Origin of the sequence: Sphingomonas corticis, from assembly GCF_012035195.1 — a bacterium.
Classification (GTDB): Bacteria; Pseudomonadota; Alphaproteobacteria; order Sphingomonadales; family Sphingomonadaceae; genus Sphingomonas; species Sphingomonas corticis.
This window is the reverse complement of sequence record NZ_JAAVJH010000001.1, coordinates 87,804-112,302: the sequence shown is the minus strand read 5'-3', so window position 1 is coordinate 112,302 and position 24,499 is coordinate 87,804. Positions and strand designations below refer to the sequence as shown.

The following is a 24,499-nucleotide window of genomic DNA, read 5'->3' as shown; positions in this document are numbered from 1 at the left end:
CGCCGTTGCGACGCCTGCTCCAACGGGTGCGATCGCCGCTGCCGCAGGCCGATCGCGCGCCCGCGCCGACCGGCGCCGAATTGCCGACGGACGAGGCGCTGACGCTGCTGATCGACGGCGCGATGAACTACGCCATCTACATGCTCGATCCCGCGGGCCGGGTGGCGATCTGGAACCGCGGGGCGCAGCGGATCAAGGGCTGGTGCGAGCGCGAGATCGTCGGCCGCTCGAGCGACCTGTTCTACCTGCCGCAGGATGTTGCCGCGGGAAAGCCCGCGCGCGACCTCGCGCGCGCGACCGCGCTGGGCAGGTTCGAGGAAGAGACCTGGCGGATGCGCAAGGACGGGTCCAGCTTCCTCGCCAACGTCACCATCACCGCGCTGCGCGGACCGGGCGGCGAGCTGCGCGGGTTCGGCAAGGTGGTGCGCGACATCACCGAGCAACGGGTGGCGCAGGCCGCGATCGAGCAGCGCGAGAGCCAGCTCGCCGCCGTGCTCGCCACCGTGCCGGACGCCATGATCCTCGTCGACGCCGCATGGCGGATCGCTTCCTTCAGCCGCACGGCGGAGCGGCTGTTCGGCCATGCGGAGGGCGATGTCGTCGGGCGACACGTCGGCGTGCTGCTGCAACCCGAAGCCGGCACGGACTTGTTCGAGGCGGCCACGCCGCCGCTGGTGGGGCGGCGCGTGCTGGGGCGGCGCAGCGACGGCGCGACCTTCGCCTGCGAACTTGCCATCGATCGGATGGGGACGGGCGGGGCGAGCAGCTTCATCATCTTCATGCGCGACCTGACCGAGCGCGAGCGGACCCTCGGCGAACTCGACGACCTGCGCTCGAAGCTCGCGCAGGCGGCACGCGCCAGCGTGCTGGGCGTGATGGGATCGGCGCTGGCGCACGAGCTGAACCAGCCGATCGCGGCGGCGATCAACTACGCCGAGGCGTCGCGCGACCTGCTCGCGCGACAGGCCGGCGCCGGGCCTATCGACGAGGCGCTCGCAGGCGTGGTGCAGGAGACGCTGCGCGCCGGCGGCATCGTGCGCCAGCTGCGCAACTTCGTCGCCCGTGGGGAACTGGACCGCCTGCCCTGCGACCTCGCCGCTGTCGTCGGCGAATCCTGCCGGATGCTGGCCGACATGCTGGAACAGCGCGGCGTGACGCTGCGGCTCGACCTGGGCCACGGCGGGGAGGCGGTGCTGATCGAGCGGATCCAGATCCATCAGGTCCTCGTCAACCTGATGCGCAACGCCGTGGAAGCGATGGCCGACGCCGAGCCGCGCGTCCTGTCGATCGCCACCCGCCGGCAGGGCGCGATGGTGGAGGTGCGCGTTGAGGATACCGGCCCGGGCATCGCCGCGGACGTCGCCGACACCCTGTTCCTCCCCTTCACCACCGGGAAGGCGGACGGCATGGGCATCGGGCTGTCGATCTGCCGCACGATCGTGGAGGTGCACGGCGGCGCGATCGCGGCAACCCGCCGGGACGGAAAAACGCGTGTCGGCTTCACCCTCCCGATCGCGCACCCGGCGCATGACCGCGCCTAGCCGCCACGTCCACATCGTGGACGACGACGGCGCGGTGCGCCGGTCGACCGCCGTGCTGCTGCGCCTCAATGGCTTCACGACCGACCAGTGGGCTTCCGGACTCGCTTTCGTCGAGGCGCTGGACGGGATGCAGCCCGGCTGCATCCTGCTTGACCTGCGGATGCCGGAGATGGACGGCATGGCCGTGCTCGACCGGCTGGCCCGCGCCGGAGTGGGGATGCCGGCGGTGATGATGACGGGCCATGGCGACATGGCCGCCGCGATCCGCGCGATGAAGGCGGGCGCCGTCGATTTCCTCGAGAAACCGGCCGAGAAGGCGGTGCTGCTCGCCGCGCTCTCCGATGCGCTGGACAAGCTTGCCGGCGCCCGCGACCGTTCCGCCGCCGCACAGCGCGCGCGCTCGGCGGTGGCGATGCTGACCGCGCGGGAACGCGAGGTGCTGACCGGCCTGGCCGACGGCCTGTCGAACAAGAGCATCGCGCAGCGGCTCGGCATCTCGCCGCGCACGGTCGAGATCCACCGCGCCAACGTGATGGCGCGGCTGGAGGTGCAGAGTCTGTCCCATGCGCTGCGCATCGCCTTCGTCGCGGGGTTGGGCGGGATGGAGCCGACAGACTAGGGGTTTCTACGGATAGTGCCGGTACGGCCATGTTCTATGCCGGGTGAATGGATCGTTGCGATGGCGTAAGGAGAGGGACGGCGGGCGCCTCGCCCGGCGAGCGCCCGGAGCTGGCGCGCTGGCGGGAGCGGACGCTGGCGTCGGACGCGGTGCCCGCGGCGGACCGCGGCATCGCTCTCCTGTGGCCGCTCGCCGAGCTCCGCGTCACCCATGGCGATCACATCGCGACGATGCGCGCGGACGATCTGGCGCTGGTTGATTTCGCTTCCTCCGTCACCCTCGCCGGCGCGACCGGCTGGACCGCGCGGATGCTGCCCCTCGATCGCCGCGTCGTCGTCCCGCCGATCGACGGGCGGAACGTGAACGCCGTCACCTCGCTGGCCGGGCAGGATCCGCTCGCCGGGCTGATCCGGCGCCAGTGGGACGTGGGAAGCGACTTGCACCGGCTCGGCCTCGCCGACGAAATGGTGGCCGCACGCCTGCTGGCGCTCATCGCCGATCTCGCCGGCAGTCTGGCCGCCAGAAACGGGGATGGCGCCTATTCGGCGCACACGTCCTCACTGCTCGCGCGGGCGGAGCTGCTGATCGCGGCGAACCTGGCCGATCCCGCCTTCTCGCCCGCCGCGCTCGCCGCGGCGATGCGGCTGTCGCCGCGCCATCTTTCCTCGCTCTTCGCCGCCGCCGGCACGACGGCGACCCGCGCGATCCTGGCCCAGCGACTGGCGCTCGCCCGCCGGCTGCTCGCCAGTCCGGCGGAGCGGGGTCGCCAGATCGCCAGCATCGCGCGGGCCGCCGGGTTCGAGGACCAGAGCTACTTCTCCCGCGTCTTTGGCAAGAACGTCGGCGTCACGCCCGCTCAGTTCCGGAAGACGGCCGCCGGTCGGCCTTCCGACGAGCGAATCGGCTAGCCGTCGCCCTTCCGATGTCGCGACCACTGGTCGGCATCACGCGACCTGATCCTGATCTATGTGAGAAAACGTGAGATCCCAGACGCTTGCGGCAAGTTCTCGGGCGGTCGATGTATTCGGGACGGGCGCTTCGTCAACAAAGCCGGCATGTTGAGCAACAAGGCGGAACGAGCGCAAAAATCGTTGAAGATCAGATTTTTGGAGACTGGCAGCAACGCGAACATAGGGTCACGATCCTGCCTCTTCACGAAGAGCTCGCGACCTTCAGTGAGTGCCGCGGAATCGCAGGAACTCCGGGCGATATTAGGACAGGCCAGCGCAAATTTTAGCATCAGGCCGACATCGCTAACGCGGGAACGCAATCGGTTAACCATTGCCCGTCCACCAGCTCATTCCTGACGGCGCGCCACTCCTCTGACGGAGCGCGCCAAGCGCTGGTGAGGAGACTTGGGAATGTTTAGCTGGTTTGAGAAGAACGCGCCGATCCGTACGAAATTCCGGACGCTGCTGATCGCTTACACCGGTACGTCGGCTGTGTCGCTGGGCGCCATCGCCTATGCCAATGCCGGCCACGGCGAAGCGGCGCTCGCGATCGGTGGCGGCGCCCTGGGCGTCACCGCGCTGATCGGCGTCATCAGCGCCAGGCTCATCACCACGCCCTACGTGAACACCGTCGTGCGGATGGAAGGGCTCGCCAGCGGCGACCTCGATTCGCCGATCGGCTATACCGAATTCCGCGACTGCGTCGGCCGCATGACCCGGGCGATGGGGGTGTTCCGCGACAATGCCCGCGAGATCGCCGTCGCACGCACCGCGCAGGAGCAGATCGTCGCCGCGCTGGGCACCGGTCTCGGCCGGCTGGCGAGGGGCGATCTCAGCGCGCGGATCGACGACCCGTTCCCGGCCGACTACGACCGGCTGCGGCAGGATTACAACGCCGCGGTCGAGGAGCTGAGCGGCGCACTGGTCGCGGTCACCCGCTCGACCACCGGGATCCGCACCGCCTCGTCGGAGATCAGCGCGGCGTCCGACGACCTGTCGCACCGGACCGAGCAGCAGGCGGCCAGCCTGGAAGAGACCGCCGCGTCGATGGACGAGATCACCTCCACCGTCCGCGAGACGGCGCAGGGCGCCGCGCGCGTCAACGCGGTGGTCGGCGAGGCGAAGAACGACGCCGAGGCGAGCGGCCGCGTGGTGCGCGAGGCGGTGACCGCGATGGGCGGGATCGAGAAGTCGAGCCAGGAGATTTCGGAGATCATCAGCGTGATCGACGGCATCGCCTTCCAGACCAACCTGCTGGCCCTGAACGCGGGCGTCGAGGCGGCGCGCGCGGGCGATGCCGGCCGCGGCTTCGCGGTGGTCGCGTCCGAGGTGCGCGCGCTGGCGCAGCGTTCGGCCGACGCGGCGAAGGACGTGAAGATCAAGATCATGGCAAGCTCCGAACAGGTCGAGAGCGGCGTCGAGCTGGTCGGAGAGACCGGCAAGTCGCTGGAGCGGATCGTCGCGCGCATCAACGAGATCAGCGCGCTCGTCTCCACCATCGCCGCCTCCGCCGAGCAGCAGGCCTCGGGCCTCCAGCAGGTGAACACCGCGGTCGGCGAGATGGACCACGTCACGCAGCAGAATGCCGCGATGGTGGAGGAATCGACCGCCGCCGCGCGCAGCCTGGCGAGCGAGGCGGACGAGCTGGCCCGCCACGTCGCCCGGTTCCGCCTGGCGGAGGAGGAGCGCGCGGCCGAGCCGCAGGCGCCGGCCGCCGCACCGGCCCGCCGTGCCGCGCCGACCCGCGTGGTGGCCAAGCGTCGGCCGCAGACCAACGGCGCGCTCGCGCTGGCGGTGGAGGCCGACGAGGACGACTGGTCGCAGTTCTGACCGGTCCCGCGGGTCGCGCGTCCGCGGCGCGACCCGGTCTCCCTTACTGCTCGCGAAGGATCGATGCGATGACGCCCGTCACCCTCCCGGCCATGTTCGACCTCACCGCCGCCACCGCGCTGGCGGACACCTTCCGCGCGGTGCGCGGGCCGATCGTGGTGGACGGTGCCGCCGTCGAGCGGGTCGGCGCGGCCGGGCTGCAGCTGCTGCTCAGCGCCCGCGCCACCGCCGCGGAGGCGGGGCACCGCCTGACGATCATCACCCCCAGCGCCGCGCTTCAGGCCGCGGCCCGTACTGCCGGCGCCGGCTTCCTGCTCGCCGCAGACGTTTGAAGGACTGGCCATGCAGCTCGACGAGATCCAGGCGATCTTCTTCCAGGAATGCGAGGAAGGGCTCGCCACGGTCGAAACGAACCTCGCCGAGGTTCGCGACGGCGCCGGCGATGGCGAGACGATCAACACCATCTTCCGCGCGGTCCACTCGATCAAGGGCGGGGCAGGGGCATTCGGGTTCGAGCCGCTGCAATGCTTCTCGCACCATCTCGAAACCGTGCTCGACCTGCTGCGCACGCGTGAGCTGTCGGCGACGCCCGACCTCGTCGGGCTGCTGTTCGCCGCGTTCGACGTCCTGAGCGATCACGTCGCCAGCGCGCAGAGCGGCGGCCCGGCCCCGGCGGACGCCGCGGTCCTCGCCCGGCTGGAAGCGGCCGCGAGCGGCGGCGCGGAGCAGCCGGCCGACGCGTCGGCGGTGCCCGTGGCGGAGGACGGGGCGGAGGAGATGGACTTCGACCTCGACGCGCTGATGGCCGACATCGATCTGCCGGCCGAGGCGCCGGCGCCGTGGCACGTCGCCTTCCGCCCGGGGCGCGCCGCGTTCGACAACGGGGGCGACCCGCTGCCGCTGCTACGCGAGCTGGAAGCGATCGGCGCCTCGGTGCTGTCGCTGGATCTCGACGCGCTGCCCCGGCTGCACGCGCTGGCGGTCGACGAGTGCATGCTCGGCTGGACGCTGGCCGTTCCCGGCACCATCGCGCGCGCCGATCTCGAAGCCCTGTTCGACTTCATGCCCGACGGCGCCGTCGTGACGATCGCGACGCACGAGGCGACCGTGGATCCGGCGCCGGAAGCGACGGCGCCCACGCTGCGCGCCACGCCCGCCCCCGCCGCCGCCGCCGCGTCGAAGGACGCGCCGGTCGCACCCGCCGCACCCGCCGCATCTCCCCCGCCCGCCACGGTGCCCGACGACGGCGGCAAGGCGTCGGGTTCGGCAACGATCCGCGTCGAGCTCGACAAGCTCGACCGGCTCGTCAACCTGGTCGGCGAGCTGGTCATCACGCAGGCGATGCTGGCGCAGCGCCTGTCGCTGCACGGGGTCGGCGCGATCGACGAGCTGTCCGATCTCGATCACCTGACCCGCGATCTGCAGGAAAGCGCGATGTCGATCCGCGCGCAGCCGGTGAAGTCGGTATTCAGCCGCGTGCCCCGCATCATCCGCGAGCTGGAGGCGGGCACCGGCAAGCGCGTGCGGCTGGAAGTGGAAGGCGAGATGACCGAGGTCGACAAGACCGTGGTCGAGCGCATCGGCGAGCCGCTGACGCACATGATCCGCAACGCGGTCGACCATGGGCTGGAATCGCCCGAGGATCGCGTGGCGGCGGGCAAGCCGGCCGAGGGCGCGGTCCGCCTCGCGGCGGAGCATCGCTCGGGCCGGATCGTCATCTCCGTGTCCGACGACGGCCGCGGCATCGACACCGCCAAGGTCCGCGCCAAGGCGGTGGAGCGCGGCATCATCGCGCCCGACGCCAACCTGTCGAACGAGGAAATCGAGAATCTGATCTTCGCCCCGGGCTTCTCCACCGCCGCCACCGTGTCCAACATCTCCGGTCGCGGCGTCGGCATGGACGTGGTGCGCCGCAACGTGCAGGCGCTGGGCGGACGGATCGGCATCACCTCGGTGTTCGGCAAGGGATCCACCTTCACGCTCACGCTGCCGCTGACGCTCGCGATCCTCGACGGGATGGTCGTCAGTGTCGGCGCGCAGACCTATGTCATCCCGCTCGCCCACGTGGTCGAGAGCCTGCGCCCGCAGGCCGGCGAGGTGCGCCGCTTCGGGCCGGACGCGGCGGTGCTGGACGTGCGCGGCGACTATCTGCCGATCCTGCCGGTTGGGCGTCTGCTCGGCGTGGAGGGGTCGTGCGCGGAGGCGTCGGCGGCGGTGCTGATCGTCGTCGAGACCGACGCCGGCCAGTCGATCCTGATGGTCGACGGCATCCAGGACCAGCGCCAGGTGGTGGTGAAGAGCCTGGAGGCGAATTACGCCCCCGTCGCGGGCCTGTCCGGCGCCACGGTGCTGGGCGATGGTCGGGTCGCGCTGATCCTCGATGTGGAGACGCTGGTGCAGCGTCAGCGCGGCGACCTCGCGCTGGGGCTGGCGGCATGACCGCGGCACGCGCCCATGTCGGCGAGTTCGCGCTGTCGGACGCCGACTTCGCCACGATCGCGCGGATGACTCACGCCCATTCCGGCATCATGCTGACGGACGGCAAGCGCCAGATGGTCTACTCGCGGCTGGCCAAGCAGGTGCGCCGGCGCGGGATGACGGGCTTCGGCCCCTATGTCGAGCTGCTGCGCAACGATGCCGACGCGCGGCGCGAGGCGATCTTCGCGCTGACCACCAACCACACGCGCTTCTTCCGAGAGGATCATCATTTCAAGCACTTCTCCAAGGTGGTGCGCCCCGGCCTCGTCGAGCAGGCGGAGCGCGGCGGGCGCGTGCGACTGTGGTCGTCGGCCAGTTCCAGTGGGGAGGAGCCCTATTCGCTGGCGATGACGCTGCTGGGGGAGGACCAGGCCGCCGGCGCGCGGCTGGCGCAGCGCGACGTGGCGATCCTCGCCACCGATCTCGCGCCACACGTGCTCGCGACCGCGACGGCCGGGCGCTACCCGGCGGAAATGGCGAAGGACGTTCCCGATCGCTTCCGCCGCGCCTGGACGCGCGCCGAACGCGACGAGATGGTGATCGCGCCCGAAGCCAGGCGCATCGTCAGCTATCGCCAGCTCAACCTGCTGGAACCCTGGCCGATCCGCCGGCCCTTCGATGCCATCTTCTGCCGCAACGTCATGATCTACTTCGACGAGCCGACGAAGGAGCGGCTGCTGGCGCGCTTCGCCGAACTGCTGGCGCCCGGCAGCTATCTCTACATCGGCCATTCCGAACGGGTCATCGGCCCCGCGGTGCCGCTGTTCGAACCGGTCGGTCAGACCATCTATCGGAGGGTCGCATGAACCGCTGCGTCCGGGTGCTGGTGGTGGACGATTCCGCGACCATGCGCGGCCTCGTCTCCTCCATGCTGCGCCACGATCCCGGTATCGAGGTCGTCGGGGAGGCGGCGGATGCGGTGGAGGCCCGCCGCGCGATCAAGGAGCTCAATCCCGACGTCGTCACCCTCGACATCGAGATGCCGGGGATGAGCGGGCTGGAATTCCTCGAGAAGATCATGGCGCTGCGCCCGATGCCGGTCGTCATCGTGTCCTCGCTGACGCAGAAAGCGGCGGCGGTGACGCTGCGCGCGCTGGAGGCGGGGGCGTTCGACTGTTTCGCCAAGCCGACGTCGATCGCCGCGGCGATGGACGACGATCGCCTCGCCCGGCTCGTCCGCGCGGCCGCGCGCTGTCCGGTGCGCCGGCCGGACGCGCCGCGGCGCGAGCGTGCGGTGGAGCGGCACCGCACCGGCGTGCCGGGGGGCGACGCGCGTCTGGTCGCGATCGGCTCCTCGACCGGCGGGGTGGAGGCGTTGTTGTCGGTGATCGGCGACTTTCCGTCGGATTGTCCGCCCACCGTCATCGTCCAGCATATGCCCGCCATGTTCACCGCCAGCTTCGCCGAGCGGCTGGACCGCTTCTGCCCGCCGCGGGTGGAAGAGGCGCGCAGCGGCACGATGCTTCAGCGCGGCCACGTCTATCTCGCGCCCGGCGGATCGCAGCACATGGAGGTGATCGGCGCGTCCGCCCCGCGCATCCGCCTGTTCGAAGGGGCGACCGTCAGCGGCCACCGCCCGTCCGTCGACGTGCTGTTCCGCTCGGTGGCGCGGCTCGGCCTGCCGGCGGTCGGCGTGATCCTGACCGGCATGGGCGCGGACGGCGCGGCGGGGCTGCTCGACATGCGCTCGGCCGGTTCGCGCACGATCGGCCAGGACGAGAAGACCAGCGTCGTCTACGGCATGCCGCAGGTGGCCTTCGCGACCGGCGCGGTCGGCCGCCAGCTGCCGCTCGGCCGGATCGCCGAAGCCGCGATGGCCGCGGCATGACCGCTCCCGTGCCCGCACCGGCCCCGCGCCGGACCGTCGCGCCGTTGCGCGCGGACGGGTTCCGCCACCTCGGCATCGTGCAGGGGGAGCGCGGCGTCTCCGCCGATCCGGAGGTGCTGTACAGCACCATCCTGGGCAGCTGCGTCGCCGCGTGCCTGTTCGACGCGGGCGCCAGCGTCGGCGGCATCAACCATTTCCTGCTCGGCGAACCGCAGCCCGGCCAGGTCGTCGATGCCGCCGCGGAGCATCGCTACGGCGTCCACGCCATGGAGCTGCTCATCAACGAGATGCTGCGTCATGGTGCCCGTCGCGAGCGGCTGCGCGCGCACCTCTACGGCGGCGCCAACCTGCACGCCGGGATGCGCGCGATCGGCAGCGCCAACGCCGCCTTCGCGATCCGCTTCCTCGAGCAGGAGCATATCCCGGTGCTGAAGCAGGACCTGGGCGGGCGCGCGGCCCGGCGGGTGGAGTTCCAGCCGGCGCACGGCCGCTCGCGCTCGCGCCTGGTGCCCGACGCGGCACCCCCGCCGATCCGCCGCGTGCCTCCTCCCGTTCCCGCCGGAAGCGGCGACCTCGACCTGTTCTGAAGGACCAACCGATGATGCAAACGATCCTGACCGTGGACGATTCGCCCAGCATGCGGGCCCTGCTGCGCAACGCGCTGGCGGGCGAAGGCTATGCCGTGACCAGCGCCGTGGACGGCGTCGACGCGCTGGAGCGGCTGGAGGACGACGAGGATGGGGTGACGCCCGACCTCGTCATCACCGACATCAACATGCCGCGCATGGACGGCTTCGGCCTGATCGAGGCACTGCGCGCGCAGGCGCGCTGGGCCAACGTGCCGATCCTCGTCCTCTCCACCGAATTCTCCGACGAGAAGAAGGCACGCGCCCGCAGCGCCGGCGCCACCGGCTGGATCGTGAAGCCGTTCGATCCGGTGAAGCTCTCCGCGGCGGTGCGCCGCGTCCTCATCTGATCCGCGCAAGGAGACGGACAATGACCCGCCAGCTCATCACCTTCGAACTGGGCGACCAGTCGCTCGGCATCGACATCATGGCCATCCGCGAGATCCGCGCCTGGTCCCCCGCCACGCCGCTGCCCAACGTACCGCCGCACATCCGCGGCGTCGTCAACCTGCGCGGCGTGGTGCTGCCCGTGCTCGACCTGCGCATGCGGATGGGCTGGGGCCTCACCGATCCCACGACGCGCCACGTCATCATCGTCGTGCGCATCGGCGAGCAGTTGCAGGGCGTGATCGTCGACGCGGTGAACGACATCGTGACCGTCCGCGCGGAGGACATGCAGCCGCTGCCGGACGTCGGCTCGGTGGAGGCCGCCGCCCTGCTGGAGGGGCTGGCGACCGTCGACGACCGCATGATCCTCGTGCTCGACCTCGACCGGCTGTCGGTGCCGCGCGCCGAGGCGGCCTGACCTTCATTTCGCTCAACAGGATACGACAATGGCAAAGGCGCGGGTTCTGGTCGTCGACGATTCGCTCACCATGCGGGCGCTCGTCGCGGGCATGCTGGAGAAGGACAAGGACATCGAGGTCGTCGGCCTCGCCGACGGCGCGGCGGAGGCGCGTGCGATGGTCGCCAGCCTCAAGCCTACGGTGATGACGCTGGACGTCGAGATGCCGGGGATGAGCGGAATCGACTATCTCGCCGAGCTGATGGAGAAGACGCCGATGCCCGTCATCATGTTCTCCACCCTGACGGCGAAGGGGGCGGAGAGCTCGATCGAGGCGTTGCGGCTCGGCGCGGTGGATTGCTATCCCAAGCCCACCCGCGCGACACCGGACGAATTGCAGAAGGTGGTCGGCAAGCTGACGAAGACGATCAAGGAGGCCCCGGCGCGCTTCGCGGCGCTGCACGACGGCTCCGGCGGGGCGAAGGTGGCGAAGGCCGCCACGGGCGAGCCTTTCCCCTGGAACGGCAAGCTGGTCGCGATCGGCGCCGACGTCGCCAGCACGAAACCGCTGTTCGATCTGCTGTCCGGCTGGCCGGTCGACGGCCCGCCCGCCATCGTCATCCAGCACATGCGCCCGGAACTCGCCGACAGCATGATCGCGCAGCTGGCGGAGGCAGTCGGGCCGCGCGTGGTGGAGGCGAGCGACGGCCTGCCGCTGGAGCGCGGGACGATCGTCGTCGCGCGGCCCGGCGACCGGCACGTCTACGTCGATCAATGGCCGGGTGGGCGCATCCGCCTGCTCGACAAGCCGCCGTTCGCGGGCCAGCGCCCCTCCATCTCGCTGATGCTCGCCACCTTCGCGAAGACCGCGGCGGACCAGACGATCGGCGTGCTGCTGACCAATGGGGAGGACGGCGGGCAGGGGGTCGCGGCGCTGCGTGCCGCGCGCGGCTTCGCCATTGCGCCCGCAGAGGACGGCGCCGCGGGACTGGAGCTCGGTCGCGGCATGGCGACGCAGCCCGTCAAGCCCGGCGAGGTCCGCACGACCGTGCTCGGCCTGTGCCGTGGTTAGGTCGCGGCACCCCGTGCCCGCCGGGGGAGCGCTCGACGAGCGGCTGGCGGACGAGCTCGATCGGGCGGGCGTCAGCCTGGAGACGTCGGCGGCGGCGCTGTGCAGCGATCCCGCCATCGCCGCCGGGCATATGGCCGCGCTGCAATGCTTCGACCAGGTGACGCAGGTGCTGGGCGAGATCGCCGGCGTCCTGCGCCGCCGCGTCGCCGGCGAGGATCCGCTGACGGCGATCCGGCTGGATGCGCTGAGAGCCAGGATGGGGCAGGCGCATGGCTAGCGCGGTGCCGGCCGCCTCCGGGCAAGGCGCGGAGGTGGCGCGTCCCGTCGAGAACCGCGCGGCGACGCGCACCATCACGCTTCATCGCGCCTCCGCGATCGAGGCCGCGCGGGGGCGCGGCCTGGGCATCATCCGCAATCTGTCGACGCAGGGGGCGATGGTGGAGACGATCGTGCCGCTGGCGGTGGACGACGCGCTCGATCTGGTCGTCGCCACCGGCGTGCGTATCCCCGCGCGCGTGCGCTGGGTGCGCGACGGGCGGGCGGGGCTTGAATTCGAGCGAAAGACGCCGCTGTCGCACGTGCTGGACCGCAGCGGCGGCGGCGAGGCGGAGCTGCGCCGGCGGATGCCGCGGCTGACGATCGCGCAGCCGGTCGCGATCACCGACGCGTCCGGCACGTGGCAGGGCACGACGATTGACATCTCCACCCACGGCCTTCGCCTCGCCTGTGACGATCCGCTGGCGCTGGGGCGCGTGCGGCTGGACCTGCCCGGCCTGCCGCCGATCGGCGCGCGCGTGCTGCGCCGGCAGCGGACGCACTACGGCTGCCTGTTCGACCGCCCGTTCGGCATGGCGGACGTCACCGCCTGGCTGCACGAGGTCGAGCGCCGATAGGGCGGGTCAGGCCCAGCCTTCGAGCACCTGGTCGGGCGGACGATGCCCGTCGGCCCACATGCGGATGTTCTGGATCACCCGCTCGCCCGACGCCACGCGCCCCTCGTAGGTGGCCGAGCCCATGTGGGGCGTCATGACGACGTTGGGGAGCGCCAGCAGCCGCGGGTCGATCTCCGGCTCGTGCCGCCACACGTCCAGCCCCGCCCCGGCGAGGCGGCCCGCCTCCAGCGCCTCGACCAGCGCATCCTCGTCCAGGATGCCGCCGCGGCTGGCGTTGATGACGAAGACGTGCGGGCGCAGCAGCGCGATGCGGCGGCGGTCGATCAGGTCGCGGCTGTCGGCGTTCAGCGGCGTGTGCAGCGTCAGGATGTCCACCGCGCCCAGCAGTTCGTCCAGGTTCGGGTGCCATTCGGCGTGCAGCTCGGCCTCCACCACCTTGGGCAGGCGGTGGCGGTTGTGATAGTGGATCGACAGGCCGAACGCGCGCGCGCGCCGCGCCACCGCCTGCCCGATGCGTCCCATGCCGACGATGCCCAGCGCCTTGCCGCCGATGCGATAGCCCAGCATCCCGCCGGGGCTCCACCCCTTCCACTCGCCCGACCGGACCAGCTTCTCGCCCTCCGCCAGCCGGCGCGGAACGGACAGGATCAGCGCCATCGTCATGTCGGCGGTGTCCTCCGACAAGACGCCCGGCGTGTTCGTGACGATGATGCCGCGCGCCCGCGCCGCCTTCAGGTCGATATGGTTCACGCCAGCGCCGAAGTTCGCGATCAGCCGCAACCGCTCGCCCGCCTGCGCGATCAGCGCGGCGTCGATCGTGTCGGTGACGGCGGGCACCAGCACGTCCGCCTCGCGCATCGCCGCGGCCAGCGCCTCGCGCGGCATCGGCGCATCGCCGCGGTTGTTCGTCGCGTCGAACAGGTCCTCCAGCCGCGTCATCACCGCGTCGGGCAGCTCGCGCGTGACGATCACTTTCGGGTGGGGACAGCGACGCTCGACCATGAAAGCGGGATTGGCCGTGCGCCGCGGTCGCGTCAACGGTTGATGCCGCCGCCGCCGCGCGGCAAGGAGGAGGAACGAGGGAAGCGGGGGTGTACGGGTGCGAGGGGTTCTTCTGACGGTGGTGGCCGGTGCGATCGCGGCGAGCGGCGCGTCCGCGCAGCAGGCGCCGGCGAAGAAGCCCGCCTATTTCGCCTCGATCGCCGCGGCCAAGGCGCGGATGCGCACCGGGCCGGGGCGCAACTTCCCCGCCAGCTGGCTGTACGTCCGGCCCGACCTGCCGGTGCGGGTCGTCGACGCGTTCCAGGACTGGCGCAAGGTGGAGGATCCCGGCGGCACCACCGGCTGGATGCTGAAGGCGCTGGTCAGCGAGCGGCGGACCGCGATTGTCACCGCACCCCAGCCCATCGAGATGCGCGACCGCCCCGCCGGCACCCGTGTCGCCTATCGCGCTGCGCCCGGCGTGGTCGGCCGCGTCAGCGAGTGCGGCGGCGGCTGGTGCCGCTTCGACGTGAAGGGGCAGGCGGGCTACGTGGAGCAGCGCGACCTGTGGGGTGTCGAGGTGGGGGAGACGTTGCCTTGACCATCGACGGTTTCGATCTCGACGCCTTCGTCGCCTCGACCCTCGCCGAGGATCTGGGCGAGGAGGGGGACGTCACGTCCGCCGCGGTGATCCCCGCCGACGCCCGCTTCGACGCGGTGATGGACAGCCGCGACGCCATCACCGTGTGCGGGCTGGAGATCGCCGCCGCCTTCTTCCGCCGGCTCGATGCCGGGGCCACGATCGAGCTGCTGGTCGCCGACGGCGACCGCGTGCCCGCGGGCAGCGAGCTGATGCGCGTCGCCGGCCGCGCGCGCGCGCTGCTGACCGCGGAGCGATCCGCGCTCAACACCGTCCAGCACCTGTCCGGCATCGCCACGATGACGCGCGCCTATGTCGATCGCATCGCGGGCACCGGCGCCACCCTGCTCGACACGCGCAAGACCATCCCCGGCCTGCGCCGACTGGAGAAATACGCCACGCGCACCGGCGGCGCGCGGAACCATCGCATGGGGCTGTTCGACGCCGCGATGATCAAGGACAACCACGTCGCCGTGGCGGGCGGCGTCGGTGCGGCGGCGGCGCGCGCGAAGGCGGCCGGCATCGCCCGGATCATCGTCGAGGTCGATCGGATCGACCAGATCGAACCCGCGCTCGCCGCGGGGGCCACGCACCTGCTGCTCGACAACATGCCGCCCCCGGTGCTGCGCGGCGCGGTGACGCTGGTGGGCGGCCGCGTGCCGACCGAGGCGTCGGGAGGCGTCACGCTGGACACGATCCGCGCCATCGCCGAGACCGGCGTCACCTACGTCAGCGTCGGCCGCCTGACGCAGTCGGCGCCCGCCGCCGACATCGGCCTCGACTTCAACCTCGCCTCCGAAAGCTCCCCCGCGTGATCCGCCCCCGCTCCGTCACCGCTTTCGAGCGGCTGTTCCTCCTATCGCTCGTGCTGTGGATCGCGCAGCAGGCGCTCACCTGGTCCACCCGCGTCGCCCAGTTCGAGGCGCAGCCCGCGGGGCGGGGCAACGGCTGGGTGCTCGCGGCCTTCCTCGTCGCGATGGCGGCGGCGAACGTCGGCATCTGGTACCTTGCCGCCCGGCGCGGCAGCGTGGCGGGCAAGTGGCTCGCCATCGCCGCGGCGGCGGTGTCCGCGGTGCTGCTGGTGGTGGAGGTGATCGCGCTGGTGCGGCCGGGCGGGGCGACCATGCCGTTCAAGCTGCTGGCGCTCGTCACCTCGGCGCTGACCGTCGCGTCGGTCTTCCCGCTGTTCGGCGAGGACGCGCGCGAGTGGTTCGGCGAGGATGACGCCGCGGTTGAGCCGGCGGAGGAGGAGGCGTGAGGCTCCCGCTCGCCGCCGCGCTGACCGGCGCCATCTCCGCTCAAGTCCCCGCGCAGGCCCACGCACAGGCGCTGTCTTGCGCGGTACCGCGCGAGGTGCCGCGGCCGTCGCCGGACCTGCCCGACGATCGCCAGCCGGTCCGCCGCCTGCCCATCGGCAGCTACACGCTCGCGATCAGCTGGTCGCCGGAATATTGCCGCACCGCGCGAGACCGCGCGGCGTCGCGCTTCCAGTGCGGCGGCGGCAGCCGCTTCGGCTTCACGCTGCACGGCCTGTGGCCCGATGGCGTGGGCAAGGAGTGGCCGCAATATTGCCGCCCCACCGCGATCCTCCCCCGCGCCACGATCCGCCGCAACCTGTGCGCCACGCCGTCTGCGCAGCTGCTGCAGCACGAATGGGCCAAGCACGGCACCTGCATGGCGGGCAGCACGGCCGACCGCTATTTCGCGCGATCGACGGCGATGTATCGCGCCTTGCGCTTTCCCGACATGGACGCGCTGTCGCGTCGGCCAGCGCTGACCGTGGGGGCGCTGGCGGAGGAGGTCGCGCGCGCCAACCCCGGGATGCGCGCGTCGATGATGCGCGTCACGACGACGCGGCAGGGCTGGCTGGACGAGATCTGGCTCTGCGCCGATACCCGCTTCCGCTATCGGGCCTGCCCCGCGCACCAGGGCGGCGCGGCGTCGTCGGAGCGGCTGCGGATCTGGCGAGGTCCGGACGGCCCGCGCTGAGCGTCACCGCTTGCGCGTCAGTTCGCGCATCGCGTCGTCCAGCCCGGCCAGCGTCAGCGGATACATGCGGTCGGTCATCAGCTCCCTGATGATCTTCGTCGACTGCGAGTAGTTCCACTGCGCCTCGGCCACGGGGTTCAGCCACACCGCGGCGGGATAGGTGGTGGTCATCCGGTGCATCCACACCGCGCCCGCTTCCTCGTTGAAATGCTCGACCGACCCGCCGGGATGCGTGATCTCGTACGGGCTCATCGCGGCGTCGCCGACGAAGACCAGCTTGTAGTCGTGGCCGAACTTGTGCAGCACATCCCACATCGGCGTGCGTTCCTGGAACCGGCGCCTGTTGTCCTTCCACACGCCCTCGTACGGGCAATTGTGGAAGTAGAAGAATTCCAGGTTCTTGAACTCGGTCGTCGCCGCGCTAAACAGCTCCTCCACCAGCTTGACGAACGGATCCATCGATCCGCCGACGTCGAGGAACAGCAGCAGCTTCACCGCATTGCGCCGCTCCGCGCGCATGTGGACGTCCAACCAGCCCTGACGCGCGGTGCCGTCGATCGTGGCGTCGATGTCCAGTTCGTCCTGCGCGCCCTCGCGCGCGAACTTGCGCAGCCGGCGCAGCGCCACCTTGATGTTGCGGGTGCCCAGCTCGCGCGTGTTGTCCAGGTTCTTGAACTCGCGCTGGTCCCACACCTTGATCGCGCGCTTCTCCTTCGATTCGCCGCCGATCCGCACGCCCTCGGGATTGTAGCCGCTGTTGCCGTAGGGGCTGGTACCGCCGGTGCCGACCCACTTGCTGCCGCCCTGGTGGCGCTTCTGCTGCTCCTCCAGCCGCTTCTTCAGCGTCTCCATGATCTCGTCCCAGGAACCGAGCGACTTGATCGCCTCCATCTCCTCGGGGGTCAGGTACTTGGCGGCCACCGCCTTCAGCCAGTCCTCCGGCACCTCGGCGCCCGCCGGCGCGTAGCTGGTCTCCAGCCCCTTGAAGACCTTGCCGAACACCTGGTCGAAGCGGTCGAGCAGCCCCTCGTCCTTCACGTAGACCGCGCGGCTCAGATAGTAGAATTCCTCCGGCGAGCGGTCGATCACGTCGCGATCGAGCGCTTCGAGCAGGATCAGATGCTCCTTCAGGCTGGCCGGGATGCCCGCGGCGCGGAGCTCGTCGAGGAAGTGGAGGAACATGGGCGCCACCGTGGCGCGGGCGGACGCGGCTGTCCAGCCGGGTTTCGAAGAACGGGTCTGCTCAGCGTGCCGTCACATAGGCGTCGATCAGCGCCCCGACGTCGTCCGGCGCCGCGCCGGTCAGCTCCGCTGCGGGCGCGGCGTCGCCGTAGATGAAACCCGCCACCGGATAGACCGTGCCGCCCAATCCGCCCGTGTCGCGGTACCATACCCGCACGCGGCTCCAGTCGTTGCCGGGCGACACGTCGTGCAGCGTCACGTCCTGCTCCGCATGGCCGCGCGCGCCGTTCTGCCGCGACCAGTTGGCGTGGGTCAGCATCACCGTGCGCGCCTCCACCACCCGGCTGACGACGGCGACGTGACCGAGGCGCAGCTGCGCCGACCGCTCGAACACGATCACCGCGCCGACCCGCGGCGTCGAGCCGCGGCGATAGCGGCCCGCCGCCTGTTCCCACCACGTCCAGGCGTCGCCGTAGATCGCGATGCCCGACGCCGCCCGCGCGAACGGAACGCACTGGCCGACATAATCCAGCAGCGAGGCGCCGGAGGCCGGTGCCGCCGGTAGCGCCGCCAGGGCGAGCGCGAGGAGAGGGGAGCGCATCCGCCGCATCCTATCGCGCCATGGTTAACGCATCGTCGCCCGCCCGGTCCGCTTCCGTCACCAGCGTGCGCGCGCGCATGACGGCCAGCATATAGCGGTTGTCGAGCAGCATGAAGCGCCGCGGCGTCATGCCGAGGAAGCGGTCGGCATCCCGCAGGAAATGCGACTTGTCGAAATAGGTCGGTGCGATCTGCGAGTAATCCGGCTTGTTGCCCGCCATCAGCATCCGGCGCAGCGAACGCAGGAAGCGCTGCTGCACCAGCAGCGTCTTGGGCGGAAAGCCGAAGTATCGCGTGGCCAGGCGCCGCAGCGTCGTCTGACTCATGCCCGCCGCCTCGCTCGCGGTCGCGATGTCGTGGACGCGGTCGTCCGCCACCAGCCGCATCAGCATCTCAATGCCCGCTTCCGCCCGGTTGGGTACGGCCAGCAGCGGCGCGAAGAACGCGTCCAGCAGCGCCGCCACTTCCCGACTGCCGTCGCTGTCGCGCAGGTCGCGCCGCAGCGCCGCGATGCGCGTGGCGGGCAGGTGGTCCTCCAGCGGCACCACCTGGTCGCGCAGGCGATCGGCGGGAGCGGCGATCATCCGCGCCCAGCCGAGCGGGGTCAGGCCGATGCCCACCGTCACCCCGCCGTGCGTGGTCATCTGGCGCGCGCGGCTGGCGAAGCCGTAGAGGGCGGCCGGCGGGATCGGATCGTACAGGCGGTTGCCGATCCGCAGCGTCATCGGCGCGTCGGTCAGGATCAGGCGGATCAGCGGCCATCCCGGCAGCGCCCAGCTGACCACGCCGTCGTGGAGGCCGGGATCGGAATCGAGCACGTGATAGTGCGTCAGGAACGGCCGCAATGCCGGCGCCGGCAGGTCGACACGCAGCGCCGTCCCCGGCGGCAGGCCGAAATCCTCCACTCGCACACCCACGGTGTGCGTCCCGCTCTCGATCATCCGCCCCCCAAGTCGGTTTACCCGTTTTGTTACAGTTTAACATGCGACAAAGCGGACGAAAGACGGGATCGAACGAAAGCTTAACCCTTGTTAGTCTGTCTCCTCGCCATAAAGGCCAGACGCTCGAACAGCATCACGTCGGCCTCGTTCTTCAGCAGGGCGCCGTGGAGCGGCGGGATCGCCTTGGTCGGGTCGCGGTTCTGCAGAACCTCCAGCGGCATGTCCTCGTGCAGGATCAGCTTCAGCCAGTCGAGCAGCTCGCTGGTCGACGGCTTCTTCTTCAGGCCCGGCACGTCGCGCACCTCGTAGAAGATGTCCATCGCCTTGCTCACCAGCATCCGCTGGATGCCCGGGAAGTGGACGTCGACGATCGCCTGCATCGTGTCGCGATCGGGAAACTTGATGTAGTGGAAGAAGCAGCGGCGCAGGAAGGCGTCGGGCAGCTCCTTCTCGTTGTTCGATGTGATGACCACGATCGGCCGCTCCGCGGCACGCACGGTCTCCTTCGTCTCGTAGACGTGGAACTCCATGCGGTCGAGTTCCTGCAGCAGGTCGTTGGGGAACTCGATGTCCGCCTTGTCGATCTCGTCGATCAGCAGGACGGGCACCTGCGGCGCGGTGAACGCCTCCCACAACTTGCCACGGCGGATGTAGTTGGCGATGTCGTGGACGCGCTCGTCGCCCAGCTGGCCGTCGCGCAGTCGGGCGACCGCGTCATACTCGTACAGGCCCTGCTGCGCCTTCGTCGTCGATTTGACGTTCCACTCGATCAGCGGCGCGCCGGTCGCCTTGGCGATCTCGTGAGCGAGGACGGTCTTGCCGGTGCCGGGCTCGCCCTTCACCAGCAGCGGCCGGCGCAGCGTGACGGCGGCGTTGACGGCGACCTTCAGGTCGTCGGTGGCGACATAATCCTGCGTGCCCTCGAACCGCTCCATCGACCCATCCCGTCCCGTTCCAAAACCGGGTACGGCGATAGCGTCAATCGCGCGCGGGGCGCAAGCTACCGTGCCGCGCGGGCGGAGGCGCGCGCCTCCAGCAGGTGCCACAGCCCGCGATGCTGCGCGAGCATCTGCTGCGCCCCGAACACCATGGCGCGCTGCGTCGAAAAGCCGGGCTCCAGCCCGGCGAGGAAGTGGCGAGTCTCCGCGACCAGCGGCCCGAACGGCGGCAGAGGCGCCACGCCGCACCGCGCCGCTCCGGCATCCAGCACCCCGCGCACCGCCGCCCAATCGAGCACGAAGGCGAGCGCGGTGCCGAGCGCGCAGCCCGCGCGATCGGACCGCGCCAGCATGTCCAGCGCGTGGCGCTGCCCGGTGACGGCCCCTTCGGAGGCGGCCTGGCCCGGAGTGGACGGCTGCGGCCCCACCGCGGAGGCGAGCCGCGCCAGCGCGCCGCGCTCCGCCGTCACCGCGGTGGCGGCGATGTCCAGCCAGGCGCGGGCGGTCGGGTCGGTGCAGCCGTCCTTCACGTGATCGACGATGCCGGGCAGGCTGCCGTGCAGGATGCACAGGGTGTGGATGGCGTCGGCGACGTCGCGCAGCGCGGCGCCGGGACGGCTGAGGGCGGCGGCGTGGTCGGCCGCGGCCGTGCCGTCCGCCGCCACCAGCGCCAGGATCGTCGCGGATGGACCGCTGCTGGCCAGATTCGCCGCTTCCATGCCCATCTCCACTCAAACCGGACGGGGCGGCGATATCGCGCACAGCGTAAAGGCGGGGTTTACGTGGCTTGACCGCCGCCGAGCCGCTGGCATCCTGCGAGAAAAAGACGAACGGGGAGGGCGCGATGCGCAATTGGTTCGCGATGGTGATCGCGCTGGCGGGGGCCGCGCTGCTGGCGGTCCTCGCCACCACGCCGCCGCGCGCCGCGCCGTCCGATGCGCCTGCGCGCGAGTTCTCCGCCGGCCGGGCGATGCGCGACGTGCGCGCCATCGCCCGTGCGCCGCACCCGACGGGCAGCGCGGAGAATGCCCGCGTGCGCGCCTATCTGACGCGACGATTGCAGGCGCTGGGCATGGAGGTGCGGCCGCTGCGCTCGACGCTGAGTGCGAGCGGCCGCAGGAAGCTGGACCGGTGGCGCGGACGGCCCGCGCCAGCGCCCGCGGTGGTCAGCCTGGTGGCGACGATGCGCGGCCGCGACCGGCGCCTGCCCGCGGTGCTGCTGATGGCGCACTTCGACAGCGTGTGGGGCTCGCCCGGCGCGGCCGACGATGCGAGCGGGGTCGCCGCCGCGCTGGAGGTCGCGCGCGCAGTACGAACCGCCGGCCCGCCGCGGCGCGACCTGATGCTGCTGCTGACCGACGGCGAGGAACTGGGGCTGGAGGGCGCCCGCGCCTTCTTCTCGGCCGACCCGGCGCGCACCCGCGTCGGCAGCGTCATCAACCTGGAGTCGCGCGGCGGCGGCGGGCGTGCCGCCATGTTCGAGACCGGGCGCGGCAACGGCGAGGGGATGCGCCTGTTCGCACGGGCGGTCGGCGGCCCGGTCGCCACTTCGCTGTCCGCCTTCATCTACGAGCGGCTGCCCAACAGCACCGACTTCACGCCGGCGAAGAAGGGCGGCTGGCAGGGCTGGAATTTCGCCTTCATCGGCCGCGCGGGTTATTACCACTCGCCGCTCTCCACGCCTGCGATCGTCGACACCGGGGCGGTGCAGGACATGGGCGGGCAGGTGCTGGACCTGACGCGCGCGCTGCTCGCCGCCCCCACGCTGCCGCGCGCCGCGCCCGACCGGACCTTCTTCGACGCCTATGGCCTGTTCCTCGTCGGCTATCCCGCGGCGCTCGGCTGGCTGTGGCTCGCGATCGGCATCGCCGGCTACGCGGTCGCGGCGCGGCGGGACCTCGCCGCGGTACCGCGGGGGGCGGGGGCGATGGTCGCGCTGGTCGTCCTCGCGGCGGCGGCGCTGACGCTGCTGAACCTGCTGTCGGGTGCGGACGGGCCGGTGAACTACTACGACCGGCTCGCCGCCGTCCCGCGGTTGCAGGCGCAGGCGTTGGTGGCGTGCGGCGCGGCGCTGGCGTGCGTCGCGGCGTTCGTGCTGCGCCGCCCTGCCACGCCGGGCATCGTCGCCGGGGCGGCGCTGCCGCTCGCGCTGCTCGGCCTCCTCGCCCAGGCGGCCGCGCCGACGGCGAGCTACCCGCTGGCGATCCCGCTGATGCTCGGCGGGCTGGCCGCCGGCGCCGGGTGGCGATGGCTGTCGCCGGCGGTCGCCGCGCTGGTCGTCGGCTACGTGCTCGGCTTCGGCTTCTTCCTGATGCAGGCGGTCGGGCCGACGACGCCGCAGGCGGCGCTGCTGCCGCTGGCGATCGCGGCCTCGGCGCTGCTGCCGCTCGCCGGCCCGGTGCGCCGTCGTATCGCGCTGACGCTTGCCGCGATGCTGCTCGTCGCCGCAGCGGGCGTGGCGCTGTCGGTGCGGCTGGATGCGATGGCGCCGAGCGTGGCGGTGTACAGCAACGACAAATAGTGCCCCGTCCCGGTCAGGACCGGGCCGGGGCACACGAGCCTATTGGTCGAGGAACGACCGCATCTTGCGGCTGCGGCTCGGGTGCTTCAGCTTGCGCAGCGCCTTCGCCTCGATCTGCCGGATGCGCTCGCGGGTCACGCTGAACTGCTGGCCGACCTCCTCCAGCGTGTGATCGGTGTTCATCCCGATGCCGAACCGCATCCGCAGCACGCGCTCCTCGCGCGGGGTGAGCGAGGCGAGGACCCGCGTCACCGTCTCCTTCAGGTTCGCCTGGATCGCGGCGTCGACGGGGATGACGGCGTTCTTGTCCTCGATGAAATCGCCCAGGTGGCTGTCCTCCTCGTCGCCGATCGGCGTTTCGAGGCTGATCGGCTCCTTGGCGATCTTCATCACCTTGCGCACCTTCTCCAGCGGCATGGAGAGGCGCTCCGCCATCTCTTCCGGGGTCGGCTCGCGGCCCTGCTCGTGCAGGAACTGGCGGCTGGTGCGCACCAGCTTGTTGATCGTCTCGATCATGTGCACCGGGATGCGGATCGTGCGCGCCTGGTCGGCGATCGATCGCGTGATCGCCTGGCGGATCCACCACGTGGCATAGGTCGAGAACTTGTAGCCGCGGCGATACTCGAACTTGTCCACCGCCTTCATCAGGCCGATGTTGCCTTCCTGGATCAGGTCCAGGAACTGCAGCCCGCGGTTGGTGTACTTCTTCGCGATGGAGATCACGAGGCGCAGGTTCGCCTCCACCATCTCCTTCTTCGCGATCCGCGCCTCGCGCTCGCCCTTCTGCACCATGTTCACGATGCGGCGGAACTCGGCCAGCGCCATGCCGGTCTGCTGGCTGATCTCGCTGATCTCGGTGCGGATGCGGTCCACCGCGCCCGCCTCGTTGGTGGCGAAGGCGGTCCACTTCTTGTCCAGGCCGTTGACGTTGGCGAGGAAGCTCTCGTCCAGCTCATGACCCATGTAGCGGTCGAGGAAATCCTTCCGGTTCACCTTGTGCCGCTCGGCCAGCCGCAGCATCTGGCCGCCCAGCGCGGTCAGGCGCCGGTTGTAGCTGTAGAGCTGGTCGACCAGATACTCGATCTTGGTCTGGTGGAACTGGACGCTCTCCACCTCGGCGGTCAGCTCCTCGCGCAGCTTCTGGTACTTGCGCTCCTCCGCCGCCGACAGCTCGCCGCCGGACGCCATCGAGCCCAGCCGGCTCTCCTGCATCTTGCCGAACTTCTTGTAGATGGCGGTGATGTTGGCGAACTTCTCCAGCGCCTGCGGCTTGAGCGTCTCCTCCATCTGCGCCAGCGACAGCGTGTTGTCCTCGTCGTCGTCGTCGCTGGGGCGCGGCGCGCGACGCTCGGTCAGCTCATCCTCCTCGTCGGCGGCGGCTTCCTCGGGCTCTTCCTCTTCCTTGATGCTGGCGCCCGCGGTCTTCTCGCTGATCTCGCCGTTGTCGTCTTCGTCCGCGCCTTCGACCTGCTCGGCCGACGGACCCTTGTTCAGCATCGCGTCGAGATCGACGATTTCGCGCAGCTGCATCGTCCCTTCGTTCAGCGCGGTGGACCAGTCGATGATGGCGTTGAAGGTGATCGGCGATTCGCACAGGCCCAGGATCATCGTGTCGCGGCCGGCCTCGATGCGCTTGGCGATCGCGATCTCGCCCTCGCGCGACAGCAGCTCCACCGCCCCCATCTCGCGCAGGTACATGCGGACGGGATCGTCGGTGCGATCGACCGTCTCCTTCTTCTTCTCGATGACCGGCGCGGAGCCGTCGGATTCGGTGTCGACCGCCTCCGCCTCGTCGTCGTCGGCGCGCTCCTCGGTCTCGCCGTCCTCGCCCTGCTCCTCGTTCTCGACGATGTTGACGCCCATCTCGTTCAGCGCGGACATCACGTCCTCCAGCTGATCCGACGTCATCTGATCCTGCGGCAGCGCCTCGTTCAGCTGATCGTAGGTGATGTAGCCGCGCTTCTTCGCGCGGGCGATCAGCTTCTTGACGTTCGCATCGTTGAGGTCGATCAACGGGGCGTCGGCCACGTCCGCGCCGTCTTCCATCCCGCCACCGTTCGTCTTCGCCATAATCGTCCTTCAATCG

The 24,499-nt window shown here is 70.9% G+C and carries 26 protein-coding genes; 19 read left to right on the top strand and 7 right to left on the bottom strand.

The window, feature by feature from the left end; genetic code table 11:
• The first annotated feature begins 5 nt into the window (after nt 1-5).
• The 14 genes from HBH26_RS00605 to HBH26_RS00540 all read left to right on the top strand — a co-directional run bounded on the left by HBH26_RS00605 (nt 6) and on the right by HBH26_RS00540 (nt 12,621).
• Nucleotides 6-1,541: a PAS domain S-box protein gene (locus HBH26_RS00605; RefSeq protein WP_168132623.1), complete on the top strand. Its 1,536-nt coding sequence runs from the start codon at nt 6-8 to the stop codon at nt 1,539-1,541.
• A complete protein-coding gene (locus HBH26_RS00600; protein ID WP_168132622.1) occupies nt 1,528-2,160 on the top strand; it encodes a response regulator transcription factor in 633 nt (210 codons plus the stop codon). Before HBH26_RS00605 ends, HBH26_RS00600 begins: the two co-directional genes overlap by 14 nt.
• A 47-nt stretch (nt 2,161-2,207) precedes the next feature.
• Nucleotides 2,208-3,068: a helix-turn-helix domain-containing protein gene (locus HBH26_RS00595; RefSeq protein ID WP_168132621.1), complete on the top strand. Its 861-nt coding sequence runs from the start codon at nt 2,208-2,210 to the stop codon at nt 3,066-3,068.
• 453 nt (nt 3,069-3,521) lie between these two features.
• The gene (locus HBH26_RS00590) at nt 3,522-4,940 is read left to right on the top strand and encodes a methyl-accepting chemotaxis protein (RefSeq protein ID WP_168132620.1); all 1,419 of its coding nucleotides are present in this window, start codon (nt 3,522-3,524) and stop codon (nt 4,938-4,940) included.
• A gap of 68 nt (nt 4,941-5,008) precedes the next feature.
• The gene (locus tag HBH26_RS00585) at nt 5,009-5,272 is read left to right on the top strand and encodes an STAS domain-containing protein (protein ID WP_168132619.1); all 264 of its coding nucleotides are present in this window, start codon (nt 5,009-5,011) and stop codon (nt 5,270-5,272) included.
• A gap of 10 nt (nt 5,273-5,282) precedes the next feature.
• Nucleotides 5,283-7,379, top strand: coding sequence for a chemotaxis protein CheA (locus HBH26_RS00580; RefSeq protein WP_168132618.1), 2,097 nt, complete (start codon nt 5,283-5,285; stop codon nt 7,377-7,379).
• Nucleotides 7,376-8,224: a CheR family methyltransferase gene (locus HBH26_RS00575; RefSeq protein ID WP_168132617.1), complete on the top strand. Its 849-nt coding sequence runs from the start codon at nt 7,376-7,378 to the stop codon at nt 8,222-8,224. Before HBH26_RS00580 ends, HBH26_RS00575 begins: the two co-directional genes overlap by 4 nt.
• A complete protein-coding gene (locus tag HBH26_RS00570) occupies nt 8,221-9,246 on the top strand; it encodes a protein-glutamate methylesterase/protein-glutamine glutaminase (RefSeq protein WP_168132616.1) in 1,026 nt (341 codons plus the stop codon). The genes HBH26_RS00575 and HBH26_RS00570 overlap by 4 nt, the downstream gene beginning before the upstream one ends.
• The gene (locus HBH26_RS00565) at nt 9,243-9,833 is read left to right on the top strand and encodes a chemotaxis protein CheD (RefSeq protein WP_168132615.1); all 591 of its coding nucleotides are present in this window, start codon (nt 9,243-9,245) and stop codon (nt 9,831-9,833) included. Before HBH26_RS00570 ends, HBH26_RS00565 begins: the two co-directional genes overlap by 4 nt.
• An 11-nt stretch (nt 9,834-9,844) precedes the next feature.
• Entirely contained in the window at nt 9,845-10,222 is a 378-nt protein-coding gene (locus HBH26_RS00560) for a response regulator (RefSeq protein WP_168132614.1), read from the top strand.
• A 20-nt stretch (nt 10,223-10,242) separates the two neighbouring features.
• A complete protein-coding gene (locus HBH26_RS00555; RefSeq protein WP_168132613.1) occupies nt 10,243-10,677 on the top strand; it encodes a chemotaxis protein CheW in 435 nt (144 codons plus the stop codon).
• Nucleotides 10,678-10,705: 28 nt separating this feature from the next.
• A complete protein-coding gene (locus HBH26_RS00550; protein ID WP_168132612.1) occupies nt 10,706-11,728 on the top strand; it encodes a chemotaxis protein CheB in 1,023 nt (340 codons plus the stop codon).
• Nucleotides 11,729-11,741: 13 nt separating this feature from the next.
• Nucleotides 11,742-12,005: a hypothetical protein gene (locus HBH26_RS00545; RefSeq protein ID WP_168132611.1), complete on the top strand. Its 264-nt coding sequence runs from the start codon at nt 11,742-11,744 to the stop codon at nt 12,003-12,005.
• A gap of 34 nt (nt 12,006-12,039) precedes the next feature.
• Nucleotides 12,040-12,621 carry a PilZ domain-containing protein gene (locus tag HBH26_RS00540; RefSeq protein WP_168132610.1) on the top strand — a complete coding sequence of 194 codons (582 nt, stop codon included), beginning with the start codon at nt 12,040-12,042 and terminating at the stop codon, nt 12,619-12,621.
• Nucleotides 12,622-12,627: 6 nt separating this feature from the next.
• Here the strand turns inward: HBH26_RS00540 and HBH26_RS00535 are convergent, their stop codons facing one another.
• Nucleotides 12,628-13,623, bottom strand: a complete 996-nt coding sequence (locus HBH26_RS00535) for a 2-hydroxyacid dehydrogenase (RefSeq protein WP_168132609.1) — start codon at nt 13,621-13,623, stop codon at nt 12,628-12,630.
• 97 nt (nt 13,624-13,720) lie between these two features.
• On the opposite strand from HBH26_RS00535, the gene HBH26_RS00530 reads away from it, so the two are divergent.
• The 4 genes from HBH26_RS00530 to HBH26_RS00515 are packed head-to-tail and all read left to right on the top strand — an operon-like array spanning nt 13,721 to nt 16,231.
• Complete coding sequence (locus tag HBH26_RS00530; protein WP_338057195.1) at nt 13,721-14,203, top strand: SH3 domain-containing protein; 483 nt, start codon at nt 13,721-13,723, stop codon at nt 14,201-14,203.
• Nucleotides 14,200-15,057, top strand: a complete 858-nt coding sequence (gene nadC / locus HBH26_RS00525; RefSeq protein WP_209308248.1) for a carboxylating nicotinate-nucleotide diphosphorylase — start codon at nt 14,200-14,202, stop codon at nt 15,055-15,057. Before HBH26_RS00530 ends, nadC begins: the two co-directional genes overlap by 4 nt.
• The gene (locus tag HBH26_RS00520; RefSeq protein WP_168132607.1) at nt 15,054-15,500 is read left to right on the top strand and encodes a hypothetical protein; all 447 of its coding nucleotides are present in this window, start codon (nt 15,054-15,056) and stop codon (nt 15,498-15,500) included. The genes nadC and HBH26_RS00520 overlap by 4 nt, the downstream gene beginning before the upstream one ends.
• Nucleotides 15,497-16,231, top strand: a complete 735-nt coding sequence (locus tag HBH26_RS00515) for a ribonuclease T2 family protein (RefSeq protein ID WP_338057194.1) — start codon at nt 15,497-15,499, stop codon at nt 16,229-16,231. The genes HBH26_RS00520 and HBH26_RS00515 overlap by 4 nt, the downstream gene beginning before the upstream one ends.
• Nucleotides 16,232-16,234: 3 nt before the next feature.
• On the opposite strand, the gene HBH26_RS00510 is transcribed toward HBH26_RS00515, so the two are convergent.
• The 5 genes from HBH26_RS00510 to HBH26_RS00490 all read right to left on the bottom strand — a co-directional run bounded on the left by HBH26_RS00510 (nt 16,235) and on the right by HBH26_RS00490 (nt 20,611).
• Nucleotides 16,235-17,413, bottom strand: a complete 1,179-nt coding sequence (locus HBH26_RS00510; RefSeq protein ID WP_168132606.1) for a vWA domain-containing protein — start codon at nt 17,411-17,413, stop codon at nt 16,235-16,237.
• 61 nt (nt 17,414-17,474) lie between these two features.
• Nucleotides 17,475-18,014, bottom strand: a complete 540-nt coding sequence (locus HBH26_RS00505; RefSeq protein WP_168132605.1) for a CHAP domain-containing protein — start codon at nt 18,012-18,014, stop codon at nt 17,475-17,477.
• 10 nt (nt 18,015-18,024) lie between these two features.
• Nucleotides 18,025-18,954, bottom strand: coding sequence for an AraC family transcriptional regulator (locus tag HBH26_RS00500; RefSeq protein WP_168132604.1), 930 nt, complete (start codon nt 18,952-18,954; stop codon nt 18,025-18,027).
• An 80-nt stretch (nt 18,955-19,034) separates the two neighbouring features.
• Nucleotides 19,035-19,889: an AAA family ATPase gene (locus tag HBH26_RS00495; protein ID WP_168132603.1), complete on the bottom strand. Its 855-nt coding sequence runs from the start codon at nt 19,887-19,889 to the stop codon at nt 19,035-19,037.
• Nucleotides 19,890-19,954: 65 nt separating this feature from the next.
• The gene (locus HBH26_RS00490; protein ID WP_168132602.1) at nt 19,955-20,611 is read right to left on the bottom strand and encodes a DUF6975 family protein; all 657 of its coding nucleotides are present in this window, start codon (nt 20,609-20,611) and stop codon (nt 19,955-19,957) included.
• A 125-nt stretch (nt 20,612-20,736) separates the two neighbouring features.
• On the opposite strand from HBH26_RS00490, the gene HBH26_RS00485 reads away from it, so the two are divergent.
• The gene (locus tag HBH26_RS00485) at nt 20,737-22,413 is read left to right on the top strand and encodes a M28 family peptidase (RefSeq protein WP_168132601.1); all 1,677 of its coding nucleotides are present in this window, start codon (nt 20,737-20,739) and stop codon (nt 22,411-22,413) included.
• 39 nt (nt 22,414-22,452) lie between these two features.
• On the opposite strand, the gene rpoD is transcribed toward HBH26_RS00485, so the two are convergent.
• Nucleotides 22,453-24,483, bottom strand: a complete 2,031-nt coding sequence (rpoD, locus tag HBH26_RS00480) for an RNA polymerase sigma factor RpoD (RefSeq protein WP_168132600.1) — start codon at nt 24,481-24,483, stop codon at nt 22,453-22,455.
• Nucleotides 24,484-24,499: the final 16 nt, after the last annotated feature.

Bases quoted from the DNA above. Each gene is read 5' to 3' on its own strand.
- HBH26_RS00550 (WP_168132612.1), top strand. From the start codon at position 10,706: ATGGCAAAGGCGCGGGTTCTGGTCGTCGACGATTCGCTCACCATGCGG.
- HBH26_RS00570 (WP_168132616.1), top strand. From the start codon at position 8,221: ATGAACCGCTGCGTCCGGGTGCTGGTGGTGGACGATTCCGCGACCATG.
- HBH26_RS00580 (WP_168132618.1), top strand. From the start codon at position 5,283: ATGCAGCTCGACGAGATCCAGGCGATCTTCTTCCAGGAATGCGAGGAA.
- HBH26_RS00575 (WP_168132617.1), top strand. From the start codon at position 7,376: ATGACCGCGGCACGCGCCCATGTCGGCGAGTTCGCGCTGTCGGACGCC.
- HBH26_RS00490 (WP_168132602.1), bottom strand. From the start codon at position 20,611: ATGGAAGCGGCGAATCTGGCCAGCAGCGGTCCATCCGCGACGATCCTG.
- HBH26_RS00505 (WP_168132605.1), bottom strand. From the start codon at position 18,014: ATGCGCTCCCCTCTCCTCGCGCTCGCCCTGGCGGCGCTACCGGCGGCA.
- HBH26_RS00495 (WP_168132603.1), bottom strand. From the start codon at position 19,889: ATGGAGCGGTTCGAGGGCACGCAGGATTATGTCGCCACCGACGACCTG.
- HBH26_RS00595 (WP_168132621.1), top strand. From the start codon at position 2,208: ATGGATCGTTGCGATGGCGTAAGGAGAGGGACGGCGGGCGCCTCGCCC.
- HBH26_RS00485 (WP_168132601.1), top strand. From the start codon at position 20,737: ATGCGCAATTGGTTCGCGATGGTGATCGCGCTGGCGGGGGCCGCGCTG.
- HBH26_RS00535 (WP_168132609.1), bottom strand. From the start codon at position 13,623: ATGGTCGAGCGTCGCTGTCCCCACCCGAAAGTGATCGTCACGCGCGAG.
- HBH26_RS00600 (WP_168132622.1), top strand. From the start codon at position 1,528: ATGACCGCGCCTAGCCGCCACGTCCACATCGTGGACGACGACGGCGCG.
- HBH26_RS00585 (WP_168132619.1), top strand. From the start codon at position 5,009: ATGACGCCCGTCACCCTCCCGGCCATGTTCGACCTCACCGCCGCCACC.
- HBH26_RS00510 (WP_168132606.1), bottom strand. From the start codon at position 17,413: ATGTTCCTCCACTTCCTCGACGAGCTCCGCGCCGCGGGCATCCCGGCC.
- rpoD (WP_168132600.1), bottom strand. From the start codon at position 24,483: ATGGCGAAGACGAACGGTGGCGGGATGGAAGACGGCGCGGACGTGGCC.
- HBH26_RS00555 (WP_168132613.1), top strand. From the start codon at position 10,243: ATGACCCGCCAGCTCATCACCTTCGAACTGGGCGACCAGTCGCTCGGC.
- HBH26_RS00500 (WP_168132604.1), bottom strand. From the start codon at position 18,954: ATGATCGAGAGCGGGACGCACACCGTGGGTGTGCGAGTGGAGGATTTC.
- HBH26_RS00560 (WP_168132614.1), top strand. From the start codon at position 9,845: ATGATGCAAACGATCCTGACCGTGGACGATTCGCCCAGCATGCGGGCC.
- HBH26_RS00590 (WP_168132620.1), top strand. From the start codon at position 3,522: ATGTTTAGCTGGTTTGAGAAGAACGCGCCGATCCGTACGAAATTCCGG.
- HBH26_RS00565 (WP_168132615.1), top strand. From the start codon at position 9,243: ATGACCGCTCCCGTGCCCGCACCGGCCCCGCGCCGGACCGTCGCGCCG.